At 32.2% G+C, this 11710-nt stretch carries 13 protein-coding genes; 10 read left to right on the forward strand and 3 right to left on the reverse strand.

All coding sequences use genetic code 11. The features are described from left to right. The first annotated feature begins 201 nt into the window (after positions 1-201). A complete protein-coding gene (locus BUC09_RS05485) occupies positions 202-966 on the forward strand; it encodes a sensor histidine kinase (protein WP_073309474.1) in 765 nt (254 codons plus the stop codon). Between the two features lie 2 nt (positions 967-968). Then, entirely contained in the window at positions 969-1607 is a 639-nt protein-coding gene (locus tag BUC09_RS05490) for a response regulator transcription factor (RefSeq protein WP_073309475.1), read from the forward strand. Positions 1608-1615: 8 nt separating this feature from the next. Here BUC09_RS05490 and BUC09_RS05495 read toward each other — a convergent pair whose 3' ends face one another. Then, on the reverse strand, positions 1616-1843 hold the full coding sequence (locus BUC09_RS05495; RefSeq protein ID WP_073309477.1) for a hypothetical protein: 228 nt from the start codon (positions 1841-1843) through the stop codon (positions 1616-1618). A gap of 4 nt (positions 1844-1847) precedes the next feature. Further along, the gene (locus tag BUC09_RS05500; protein WP_073309479.1) at positions 1848-3215 is read right to left on the reverse strand and encodes an MATE family efflux transporter; all 1368 of its coding nucleotides are present in this window, start codon (positions 3213-3215) and stop codon (positions 1848-1850) included. 81 nt (positions 3216-3296) lie between these two features. Between BUC09_RS05500 and BUC09_RS05505 the strand changes: the two genes are divergently transcribed. Further along, entirely contained in the window at positions 3297-3770 is a 474-nt protein-coding gene (locus BUC09_RS05505; RefSeq protein WP_073309481.1) for a hypothetical protein, read from the forward strand. On the opposite strand, the gene BUC09_RS05510 is transcribed toward BUC09_RS05505, so the two are convergent. Next, positions 3771-4646, reverse strand: coding sequence for a PPK2 family polyphosphate kinase (locus BUC09_RS05510; protein ID WP_073309483.1), 876 nt, complete (start codon positions 4644-4646; stop codon positions 3771-3773). Positions 4647-4780: 134 nt separating this feature from the next. Here BUC09_RS05510 and BUC09_RS05515 point away from each other — a divergent pair, with 134 nt between their 5' ends. The 7 genes from BUC09_RS05515 (at position 4781) to BUC09_RS05545 (ending at position 11705) form a co-directional block, all read left to right on the forward strand. Next, a complete protein-coding gene (locus BUC09_RS05515) occupies positions 4781-5599 on the forward strand; it encodes a DUF6929 family protein (protein WP_073309485.1) in 819 nt (272 codons plus the stop codon). A 19-nt stretch (positions 5600-5618) separates the two neighbouring features. Beyond that, positions 5619-6065 (forward strand): SRPBCC family protein, encoded by a 447-nt coding sequence (locus tag BUC09_RS05520; RefSeq protein ID WP_073309487.1) that lies wholly within the window; start codon positions 5619-5621, stop codon positions 6063-6065. A 165-nt stretch (positions 6066-6230) separates the two neighbouring features. Beyond that, positions 6231-6731 carry an RNA polymerase sigma factor gene (locus BUC09_RS05525; protein ID WP_073309489.1) on the forward strand — a complete coding sequence of 167 codons (501 nt, stop codon included), beginning with the start codon at positions 6231-6233 and terminating at the stop codon, positions 6729-6731. A gap of 3 nt (positions 6732-6734) precedes the next feature. Next, complete coding sequence (locus BUC09_RS05530) at positions 6735-7640, forward strand: hypothetical protein (protein ID WP_073309491.1); 906 nt, start codon at positions 6735-6737, stop codon at positions 7638-7640. A gap of 40 nt (positions 7641-7680) precedes the next feature. Further along, positions 7681-8031, forward strand: coding sequence for a TonB-dependent receptor plug domain-containing protein (locus BUC09_RS05535; protein WP_084127119.1), 351 nt, complete (start codon positions 7681-7683; stop codon positions 8029-8031). Positions 8032-8070: 39 nt separating this feature from the next. Continuing rightward, a complete protein-coding gene (locus BUC09_RS05540) occupies positions 8071-9978 on the forward strand; it encodes a vWA domain-containing protein (protein ID WP_073309494.1) in 1908 nt (635 codons plus the stop codon). A gap of 170 nt (positions 9979-10148) precedes the next feature. Beyond that, positions 10149-11705, forward strand: coding sequence for a vWA domain-containing protein (locus tag BUC09_RS05545; RefSeq protein ID WP_073309496.1), 1557 nt, complete (start codon positions 10149-10151; stop codon positions 11703-11705). Positions 11706-11710: the final 5 nt, after the last annotated feature.

Genomic DNA, 11710 nt, shown 5'->3' on the forward strand with positions numbered 1-11710 from the left:
TTTACGTTCTGAAAAAGTATTATACATATCTGAATCATTAATATTTTGGATAAGCTCTGCTTATTTGATTTATTTTGTCCCTAATATTCCTTTTTATATCGTTAGAAAGTACTATTCTGATTCAAATACTGTTCCCTATATTTTTATCGTAAATTATTTCTTACTTTTGAGCTATTATATAATTCATATTATTGGATTCATATGGAGCAAACCGGAAACGAAGGAGTAATATTTGCAACACTAGGCCTTGCTGGCTTATGTTTTGTAATTATTCTATTGTTTCTAATTTTTCAAAAAAAGAAAAACATTTTAATTACACGACAAGTAGAAGCTCAAAAACAATTTGAAAAAGAACTTGTCGAATCACAAATTGAAATTAGAGAACAAACACTACGAAACATTAGTTGGGAATTACATGACAACATAGGTCAATTAATAACATTAGCTAAAATTCAACTTCAAAAGATAAAAGATCAGGATACAATTGAATTAAACGAAAACTTAACAAACATTCTCAATGAAGTTAGAAGTTTATCTAAAGTGACCAATCCTGACTATGTTAGTAAAATTAGTCTTGAAGAAGCTGTAAAATTAGAAATTGACCGTTTCAATAGGCTAAACTATATTGAAGCATCATTATCGACAGAAGGGGATTCTTTTACTATTAATCCAAAATCTGAAACAATTATTTTTAGAATTCTACAAGAGTTTTTTTCTAATACTATAAAGCATTCAAAAGCTACAAAACTATCTGTATCTACAAACTATTATACAGAAAACGGAAAAAACAGAGTAGTAATTATCGCTAAAGACAACGGAAAAGGATTTGACATTACTAGTACAAATGAAAGAGGTATTGGGTTAATTAATATGAAAAAAAGAGGACACTTAATTAATGCCGAAGTAAATATTGAATCAGAATTAAATATTGGGACCAGCCTTTCAATCAATTATCATCAAAACTAATCATGGAAAAATACTCTATTGCAATAATTGAAGATCATACTTTACTATCTGAAGCAATTGCAGAAGTAATAAATAAATTTGATTTATTTAAGGTAGATTTTTTGTGCAAAAATGGAGCAGAATTAATCGAAACACTCAAAACAAAAAGTGCACCAAAAATAATCTTAATGGATGTTAATATGCCCATTATGAATGGTATCGAAACCACTAAATGGTTAAGCGAAAATTATCCCGATGTATATGTAATAGCTTTAACAGTAGAGGAAGACGAAAGTACAATATTAAAGATGATTCGAGCTGGCGCTAAAGGTTATCTTTTGAAAGATGTAGACAAAAAGACTTTAGAAATTGCACTTATAAAAACAATCGAAACAGGATTTTATCATTCCAATATTGTAGTTGATGTATTAGTAAACTCGATTACTGGGAAATCAAACACAAAAGAAGCTTTAAAAGATACTGAAATTGAATTTTTAAAACTTCTTTGTAGTGAAATGACTTATAAAGAAATAGCCAACAAAATGAATTTAAGTCCTAAAACTATCGATGGCTATCGTGATAATTTGTTTGTAAAACTAGATGTAAAAAACCGTATTGGCCTTGTGATTTATGCTATAAAAAACAAGATTTTTACCTGTTAATATTTAGTTTACTCATCATATCGCTCCATTTCGCGATCGTAAAATTCACCTGCTAATGTGATCAAATGTTCCATTTCAGACTCTAACTCTTGCTCATCTTCGTCGTCAAGTTCTTCTATAAACTCTACCGAATCATCTTTTAGATTGATTAAAAAACGAGGATATTCAAGGTGAATGATAAAAATATCATCTGGGAAATCTGAATTATCAGCAAGTACAAATTTTGGTAATTCCATGTTATTAGTATGTATTATGAATTATTAGTTTTTTTGAAAGTTTATTAAAACGAAGGTACAAAAATAATGCTGCAGCTGTTAAACCGGAAAGTAAACCAATCCAAACGCCAATAGCTTTTAAATTAGTATAAAACCCTAAATAAATTGAAATAGGAAAACCAATTATCCAATATGCAACAAAAGTAATATACATTGGTACTTTTACATCTTGTATACCCCTTAATGCACCTAAAACAACTACTTGTATTCCATCAGACAATTGAAATACAGCTGCAATTAAAATTAAGCTAGAGGCAATTGAAATTACTTCACCAGTTTGCAAAACATTCTCGTTAACAAAAAAATGAGGCAAGATTGTGTGTAACAAAACAAACAATAAAGCAAAAGTTCCTTGAACGATTATTGCCAATAAAAATATGGATCTTGCAACGATACGAAGCTTTATAAAATCACCAATTCCTTTTTGATTTCCTACGCGCACCATTCCCGCAACACTAAGTCCAGAAACAAACATAAAAGTGAACGTTGCTAATGTCAGGGCAATTTGATTCGCCGCCTGACTTGCAGTTCCAATCCTTCCACATAACCATATGGCTCCAGTAAATAAAGCAACTTCAAAAAACATTTGCATTGCGGATGGCAATCCAAGGTTAATAATTTTTAAACTCATCACCTTACCTATCCCTTTAATACTAAATCCGTCGAAATAAGGTTTGAATTTATCCTTTGATTTTAAAGCAATATGCATATAAATAACCATTACAATCCTCGAAATTACGGTTCCAAAAGCAGCTCCTAGCATCCCCATTTTTGGAAAAAACCAAACTCCATAAATTAAAACAATATTCAAGAACAAATGAACCACATTACAAAGTAAATTAGCCCACATCGCATATTTGGTTTCACTCTTACCATCAGCAAATTGTTTATATCCTTGAAACACAACTAACGGAATTAATGAAAAAGCTACTAAATCTAAAAAAGGTCTTGCCATTTCCACAACTTCTTTAGGTTGTCCCATTAAAACAATTAATGGTTTAGCAGCATATATTACACCAAACAATACTAAACCAAGAACGCTACAAAGTACTAATCCGTGGTGAAAAACGCTTCTACCTTTTACTAAACTATTTTCTCCGTCAGCCTCTGCAATTAAGGGAGTTATAGCTGTAGAAAAACCAATACCTAAAGACATACCAATAAACACAAAACTATTCGCTAAGGAAACCGCAGCTAGTTCTGTTGGCCCTAAACGACCAACCATAATATTATCTACTATACTCACTAGAGTATGACCTAACATTCCAAGTATAATTGGGTAAGCTAATTTTATGTTCTCTTTAAATTCTCTGGTGTATACAGAAAGCTTCATGGCAAAAAATTTTCGCAAAAATACAATAATTAAAAAGGATATCGAGTTAACACTATACCCAATTCTCTAATAAAATTTTTTATGAATTTATTTAAAACAAACTTATTACTACTTGTATTTTTTCTATGTTCAATGCCCAATTATGGGCAAAAAAAAGTGGGCGATATTCGCTTAGGTTATGGATTTAGCGGAGGTGTTCCTATCAAAGATCATGTTTTTGCTGCAGGTATTGATGGAAGAATTCAATATGATATCACACTTAAAAGTTCACTGATAGGTACAACAGGCTACACTCATTATTTTAGTAGTACCGTTTCAGACATTGCTTACATACCCGCAAAAGCAGGTTTTAAGTCACACATTGGAGATCAAATTTACATCCTTGGAGAGCTTGGCGCTGCTTTTAGTACCACTGGCGAAGGAGTTTCTTTTTTATGGAATCCAGGTGTTGGTGTTGCAACAAAACATATAGATATTTCTTTACGTTATGAAAACGTAGGCAATTTTAACACTGGACAATTAGCTTTACGACTAGCTTATGGTTATAAATTGTGATTACTCACCTAACTGCTTTTTATACTCTGCAAAGTTTACTTTCACTTTTTCATCAAGAGGAGGTTCGTTTACATCTGTATACTTTTGCATTTCTTCCCAAATAATCTTTCCAACCATATAACGCGCCATTTCTTTGTCGTCCGAAGGAATAATATACCATGGTGCGTTTGGTTTGGAAGTTTTATTGATAGCTTCCTCATAATATTTCATATAATCGTCCCAACGCTCGCGTTCTTTTAAATCTCCTGGAGAAAATTTCCAGTGATGTTCTTCTTCTTCCAAACGTCTTAATAGCCTTTTACGTTGCTCTTCTTTACTCATGTAAAAAAAGAACTTCAAAACTATTGTTCCATTTTGAGTTATATGCTTTTCGAAATTATTAATCTGTTCAAAACGATTTTCCCAAAATTCATGCGTAATATCTTCTACTTTTTCAATTCCTGGCAAATTTTCATTTAAAATATACTCAGGATGTACTCGAGTTACCAATACATTTTCATAATGTGTACGATTGAAAACTGCAAACTTTCCTTTTTCTGGCAAAGCCAAATAATGACGCCATAAATAATCATGCTCTAATTCAGTCGAATTGGGTGTTTTAAAACTATGAACCACTACCCCACGCGGATTAAACTCTTTAAAAACCTCACGAATCAAACTATCTTTTCCCGAAGTATCCATTCCTTGCAAACAAATCAAAACTCCATAACGATTATGTGCATACATCACATCTTGCCACTCACTCAAAGGCTTTTGCACCTCATCAAGCATTTTCTCTTTTTCTTTATCTTTTAATGAAGTTTCAATTTCTGTTGGAAAGTCAGATAACTTAAAAGGCTTAGTGATTTTAAAGTCTTGAGAATTAAAAGCTGTCATAGTTTTAAAGTATATTTGTTATTGTATGTAGCAATTTCCCGCTTTTCGCTATATCTTTTTACGGTAACTTCGAGAACCTCAGTTTCAGTAAAAAGGATGCCACTATAATCGGGGCTATGCTTATTTGTAAATATATGGAAAAAATTCAACTACTTGCTTTTTTGACTATTCAAGGTATTGGAGCTGCCTCAGGAATAGTTTTTCACAACAATTCATTATTTATGGTTAGTGACAATTCTGGTTATTTATTTGAACAAAGGCTGGATAAATCACCTTTAGTAAAACACTCACTTATAAAAGATGCTTCGGTTAATATTGAAAAAAAAAGAAAACCAGATTTTGAGGCTATAACATTAAAAGAAAATGAACTGCATGTTTTTGGTTCTGGTTCTACTATCAACAGAAATAAAAAAGTTATTTACAACTTAAAAACCAAAGAGGTCAAGGAAACTGATTTTTCATCTACTTATCAAGAACTAAAGTCAAAATTTAAAATGTCTGATGACGATTTAAACATCGAAGGCGCTTTATACAATAACGAAACTTTGTTTCTATTCCAAAGAGGAAACGGATTAACTGCGAAAAATGGTGTGTTCAAAATTAGTACCGACAATCAATATGAGTTTTTCCCAATTATATTACCAAAAATCAAACATGTTGAAACCAGCTTTACAGACGCAATCCTAATCGAAAATAAAATTTATTTCCTTGCAGCTGCAGAAGATACCATTTCGACTTATGAAGACGGTGAAGTTTTGGGCACCATAATGGGAATTATGAATCCCGAGACACTCGAAGTTGAAAAACACATTCAATTATCGCCCACTCATAAACTCGAAGGCTTGACTCTTTTTGAAAAACAAGGAAATCAATTGACTTTTTTACTGTGTGAAGACAACGATACCGAAGATTTAAATGCAACTATTTACAAGTTGGTTCTAAACGTTAAATAAACATTCTAAAATTGAAACTATGAGTCAAGATTCTGATCGCAAAATTTTTAGTTCGAGAGTTTTAAACTATCCTGTTGAAACAGTTTATGAAGCTTTCGCTAATCCAGAGCATTTAAAAAATTGGTGGGGTCCAGAAGGTTTTACCAATACAATTCATCAATTTGATTTAAAGCCTGGCGGAAAATGGATTCTTACCATGCACGGTCCTGAAAAAGGAAATTATGAGAACTCATCTATTTTTAAAATAGTTGAGCCACTGAAACTAATTGCTTGGACAAGAGTTTCTCAACCTTTTTTTGATATGGAAATAGGTTTTAATAAGATTGATGAATCTAAAACTGAGATTTCTTTCCTAATGATTTTTGATACCGCTGAAGAATGTGAGAAGATTAGAAAGTTTGCTGAACCTAAAAATGAAGAAAATTTTGACCGATTAGAAAAAGAAATTTTAAACATAGTAAAATAAGCTAAACCAAACAATATCAATATATTTCGATACATTTAAAAGCTAAACTTTGGAATAAAAAATATTTTTTAGACAACCTTCCCAACCTTTTTATAAAAATCATCCTCTTTACATATAAAGATCTTTATTGTGATAGACGAACAATTAATACAAGCCTGCCGAAAAATGCATCGAGACGCCCAGCGAAAGATGTATGAGTTAATGGCGCCCAAACTTTATCAGGTTTGCAAACGCTACTTGAAAAAAGAAGAGGAAATAGAAGAAGTACTTGCCGATGCTTTTGTAATCATTTTTACAAAATTGGATCAGTTAAAAGAAAACGCTGCTTTTTACAGTTGGGCAAAACGTATTACGGTTAATGAGTGTTTACATTTATTAAAGAAGAATGTGAATTTCAATTTGTATCTAGAAGAATCAAGTTTTAAAATTCAGCCCGAAGTGGCTCAAGATACAAGCTTAGAGGAACAGGATGTATTAAAACTACTAAATTATATTCCGGAAGGATGTAAAACAGTATTCAATTTGTTTGTCATTGAAGGATACTCACATAAAGAAATTGCAGCAATGCTTAAAATTTCAGAAGGAACATCAAAATCACAATTGAATGTAGCAAAAACCAAATTGAAAGATTTAGTGAACAATTTCTACTATCAAAACGCAAAGTAAGTAATGGAAGATCAAGATAAAATATTCGAACAATTTAAAAAAGCTGCCGAAAATCAGGATTCACAAGATTTCCCAGGAATGGAAAAAGTCTGGTCCCGCGTTGATGCAAAACTAGATACGGAAGTTTTTAAATCACAAAAGAAAACGAATACCAACTGGAAAAAGTTCGCTGTTGCTGCATCAATAGTTGTAGGAAGTGTTTTTGCTTTCCAACTTTGGAAACAATTTGACGCTACAAAAGAACCAATGCAGAACTCGGTTGTTGAAACCACAAAAGAAGAAATCAAGTCACTTATTAGCAATGATTCAACTGCTATTGTTGCTAATGATGAGCCTCTAATTGACAATAAAGTCAACGAAAAAATATTACACCAACAAATACAAAGTGCCAACCAAGTAGCAGTTTCTGAAAATAAACCAAAAGCCAATGATAGCATTCAAGTAAGGTCAATGGCAGCTCCAATTATGGAAGAAGATAAAGGTTATTTAAATAATTCAATTACTCATGAAACTGTAGGTATAAAAAGTTCGAGAGTAGACGAAAGTGATTACAATGCCAAAGAAAAACCTGCACAATCAGTAACTCTAGGTAAAAAAGCACCACCATTAGTCGTAGTTGATGGCAAGGCTACTGACAAGAAAGTGTCTGATGTTAAAAACTCTGATGATTTAGAAACCATTGTAGAACTTAAAGAACCTTTGTACATCATTAACGGAAAAGAATATTCAGAAAAAGAACTCTTTGGACCCAACCCTACTTCGCCCTATTATCCATTAAATAAGCAGGAAATTGAATCGATGTCAATTTACCAAGATGAAGAAGCTATAGAACTTTATGGCGACAAAGGAAAAAAAGGAGTTGTAGTCATTAAAACTAAATACGGAAGACCGGCTATTCAAAAGAAATAGCAAAAAAAAATCAAATACTAACATATTAAAACTTACTATTATGAAAAGTGTTAAACTATTTTCATTAGCCATAACTATGTTCTTTTCTATCATAACTTTTGGACAAGAAAAAAGGGACTCTATTTTAAATGTTAAAAGAGATAATGTTAGATTCTGTACTCCAAATAATAAAAATCTTGCTTTAATCGTAATCGATGGTCATTTTGCCAATGCTAAATTAGTTGAAATGATAAATCCAAATGATATTAAATCTGTTGAAGTTTTGAAAAGAGATAAAGCAAAGGCTAAATATGGTGAAAAAGCTGAAAATGGAATAATTATAATCACTTCAAAACTAAGTAGGCGGAAGTTAAAAAAACTTCTAAAACAAACAGAAATTAAAAATATCTAAACCAAAAAATCAAGTACTAACATATTAAAACTTACTATTATGAAAAGTGTAAAACTATTTTCATTAGCCATAGCTATGCTTATAAGTTTCGTGGCAATGGCACAAGAGAGAACAATTACTGGAATAGTTTCAGACTCATCTGGACCAATACCAGGAGTTAATGTTGTTGTAAAAGGAACAACTAGAGGAGTACAAACTGGCTTCGATGGCAAGTATGCTATAAAAGCATCACAAGGAGAAAAACTAGTTTTTAGTTTTTTGGGAATGAAAGAGGAAATCAGAACTGTTGGGGCTTCAAATATCATTAATGTAACAATGAGAGATGATTCAAAAAACTTGCAGGAAGTTGTTGTTACTGCTGTTGGGATATCACGAGAAGAAGGATATTATTATTCTTCATCACCTAAGAGAACAAAAAAATCTAGAGCTGATAAAAATCAACTTACTGGTCAAGTTGCTGGATTAGCAGTAGCTTATGAAAGAGACAACAAATTGGTTATTAAAGGCAAAAAAAATGATAAGAAAAAACCAATTTCTACCAATGATGAAGATTATGGTATTTTTGTAGAAAATGAATTTGAAAGTCCAAAACAATCACCACTTTCTACTTTTTCTATCGATGTTGATAATGCTTCATACACAAACATTCGTCGCTTTATAAACAATGGACAACAAGTTCCTAAAGATGCGGTTCGTGTAGAGGAAATGATGAATTTCTTTAAATACCAATACCCACAACCTATAGGAGAACATCCATTTTCAATCACAACAAATTATAGTGATTGTCCATGGAATTCAAAAAATAAATTGGTACGCATTGGTTTACAAGGAAAAAGTATTTCAACTGAGAATTTACCAAATTCAAACTTTGTATTCTTAATTGATGTTTCAGGTTCAATGAGTGATGAGAACAAGTTACCATTGTTAAAACAATCCATGAAAATTTTAGTAAACGAATTACGCCCAGAAGATAAAGTTTCTATAGTAGTGTATGCTGGTGCTGCAGGTTTGGTTTTACCTCCAACAGCCGGAAACAAAAAAGAAACCATCATCAATGCACTAGACCAATTACAAGCTGGCGGAAGCACTGCAGGTGGAGAAGGAATCAATTTGGCTTACAAAATTGCAATGGAAAACTTTATTAAAAACGGAAACAACCGTGTGATTTTAGCCACTGATGGCGATTTTAATGTAGGCGCTTCTTCTGATAACGACATGGAACGTTTAATCGAAGAGAAAAGAAAATCAGGAGTTTTCTTGACTTGTTTGGGATACGGAATGGGCAATTACAAAGACAGTAAAATGGAAGTACTTGCTAACAAAGGCAACGGAAACTATGCTTACATCGACAACATTCAAGAGGCTAATCGTTTTTTAAGTAAAGAGTTCAAAGGTTCTATGTTTGCTATCGCCAAAGATGTGAAAATTCAAATTGAATTTAATCCAAAACATGTTCAATCGTATAGATTAATTGGTTATGAAAACAGAAAATTAAGAGCTGAAGATTTCACTAATGATGCTATTGACGCTGGTGAATTAGGAAGCGGTCATACAGTAACGGCATTATATGAAATCATTCCTACTGGTGTTAAAAGTGATTTCTTTAAAGAGCCAACTGATTTAAAGTACTCTCAACCTAAATCATCAGAAAATAATTATAATGATGAATTGGCTACTATCAAGTTTAGATACAAAAAACCTGATGGAGACAAGAGTATTGAAATGGTTGAAGTAATTGACAACAAACCACAAGCATTCGATACTGTTTCGGAGGATTTTAAATTCACAACTGCTGTAGCTTGGTTCGGCTTAAAAATAAGAGATTCAAAACTTATTGAAAATAAATCATCGGATGATATTAAAAGTCTGGCAAAATTGGGCTTACAAAATGATTCTGAAGGATATAGAGCTGAATTTATTAGACTTATGGAAAATATACGATTATAATAGTTAGGTTGTTTTTTAGTTTGGTTAAGACCCTAAGGATCTAATTCTTAGGGCTTTCTGCTTTGTATTGAAATTTTCGCAAATATTTAACATTTTTATTAAAAATCAGGCATACGTTTTGTTTCAAGAACAAGAAAAACTTATTTAATAATCCTCTAAAACAATTTGGTATGAAAAAACCTTTCCTTATGCTAGCTGGACTAGCATTGCTCTTTGCATCGTGTAAAGAAAATCAATACATAAATGAAGCTGAAGCTAGCAGTGAAATAATGATCACTGATGCTGCAGATAACAATACTCTCGAGGAGTATTCCCCCGAAAATGAAAACCAGGAAAGTTATGCCGAAATAGAGGAAAATAAGTTTGAAAACCCCAAGACAAAACCCTTATCCACGTTTTCTATAGATGTTGATAATGCTTCTTACACCAATATCCGTCGATTCATTAACAACGGGCAAGAAATTCCTAAAGACGCTGTAAGACTAGAGGAAATGATGAACTACTTCGCATACACTTATCCACAACCTAAAGACCAACATCCTTTCTCTATAAATACCGAATACAGCGAATGTCCTTGGAATTCTGAGCATAAACTGGTAAAAATTGGCCTTCAAGGCAAAAAAATAGAAACGGATAACCTACCTGCATCAAATATTGTTTTTTTAGTAGATGTTTCTGGTTCTATGAGTGATGAAAACAAACTTCCTTTATTAAAAGAATCTATGAAAGTTCTTGTAAAAGAGTTACGACCAGAAGACAAAGTATCTATTGTTGTATATGCTGGAGCGGCGGGAATGGTTTTACCTCCTACTCCTGGAGACGAAAAAAGTAAAATCATGAATGCTTTTGATGAATTAAATGCTGGTGGAAGTACAGCAGGTGGAGAAGGATTAGAATTAGCTTATAACATTGCTGAAGAAAACTTTATAAAAGGTGGTAACAACAGAATTGTTCTAGCTACTGATGGTGATTTTAATGTTGGTGCTTCTTCTGATAAAGAAATGGAGAACTTAATTGAAAAGAAACGTAAATCTGGTATCTTTTTAACTTGTTTAGGCTATGGCATGGGCAATTACAAGGATAGTAAAATGGAAACACTTGCAGACAAAGGAAACGGAAACTATGCTTACATCGACAACATGCAAGAAGCCAATCGCTTTTTAGGAAAAGAGTTTAAAGGATCTATGTTTGCTATTGCTAAAGATGTAAAAATTCAAATTGAATTCAACCCTAAATATGTGCAATCGTACAGATTAATTGGATACGAAAACAGAAAATTAAACGATGAAGACTTTAAAAATGATGCTGTAGATTCTGGTGAATTAGGAAGCGGACATACCGTAACTGCTTTATATGAAATTATTCCAACAGGAGTTGAAAGCAACTATACACCTTCAAAATTAAAATACACTTCTAATGAAACTGCAAGCACATCAAATTCTGATGAGTTGGCAACAATTAAATTCCGTTACAAAAAACCCGATGGAGAAAAAAGTATAGAAATGGTTCAAGTTATCCCTAATGCCTCTAAATCATTAAAAGCTACAAGTCCTGACTTTAAGTTTGCTTCATCAGTAGCTTGGTTTGGAATGAAACTGAGAGATTCAAAATATATTGAGAATAAAGAAATCGAAGATATTGTAAGCCTTGCAAAAGAAGGATTGGACAATGATTCTGAAGGTTACAAAGCCGAATTTATTCGCCTTGCAAAAAGTGCTAAAATCTAAAGATA

This window comes from Flavobacterium terrae (assembly GCF_900142035.1).
GTDB lineage: Bacteria > Bacteroidota > Bacteroidia > Flavobacteriales > Flavobacteriaceae > Flavobacterium > Flavobacterium terrae.

Bases quoted from the DNA above. Each gene is read 5' to 3' on its own strand.
- BUC09_RS05485 (WP_073309474.1), top strand. From the start codon at position 202: ATGGAGCAAACCGGAAACGAAGGAGTAATATTTGCAACACTAGGCCTT.
- BUC09_RS05510 (WP_073309483.1), bottom strand. From the start codon at position 4,646: ATGACAGCTTTTAATTCTCAAGACTTTAAAATCACTAAGCCTTTTAAG.
- BUC09_RS05540 (WP_073309494.1), top strand. From the start codon at position 8,071: ATGAAAAGTGTAAAACTATTTTCATTAGCCATAGCTATGCTTATAAGT.
- BUC09_RS05495 (WP_073309477.1), bottom strand. From the start codon at position 1,843: ATGGAATTACCAAAATTTGTACTTGCTGATAATTCAGATTTCCCAGAT.
- BUC09_RS05505 (WP_073309481.1), top strand. From the start codon at position 3,297: ATGAATTTATTTAAAACAAACTTATTACTACTTGTATTTTTTCTATGT.
- BUC09_RS05490 (WP_073309475.1), top strand. From the start codon at position 969: ATGGAAAAATACTCTATTGCAATAATTGAAGATCATACTTTACTATCT.
- BUC09_RS05530 (WP_073309491.1), top strand. From the start codon at position 6,735: ATGGAAGATCAAGATAAAATATTCGAACAATTTAAAAAAGCTGCCGAA.
- BUC09_RS05515 (WP_073309485.1), top strand. From the start codon at position 4,781: ATGGAAAAAATTCAACTACTTGCTTTTTTGACTATTCAAGGTATTGGA.
- BUC09_RS05525 (WP_073309489.1), top strand. From the start codon at position 6,231: ATGCATCGAGACGCCCAGCGAAAGATGTATGAGTTAATGGCGCCCAAA.
- BUC09_RS05520 (WP_073309487.1), top strand. From the start codon at position 5,619: ATGAGTCAAGATTCTGATCGCAAAATTTTTAGTTCGAGAGTTTTAAAC.
- BUC09_RS05500 (WP_073309479.1), bottom strand. From the start codon at position 3,215: ATGAAGCTTTCTGTATACACCAGAGAATTTAAAGAGAACATAAAATTA.
- BUC09_RS05545 (WP_073309496.1), top strand. From the start codon at position 10,149: ATGAAAAAACCTTTCCTTATGCTAGCTGGACTAGCATTGCTCTTTGCA.
- BUC09_RS05535 (WP_084127119.1), top strand. From the start codon at position 7,681: ATGAAAAGTGTTAAACTATTTTCATTAGCCATAACTATGTTCTTTTCT.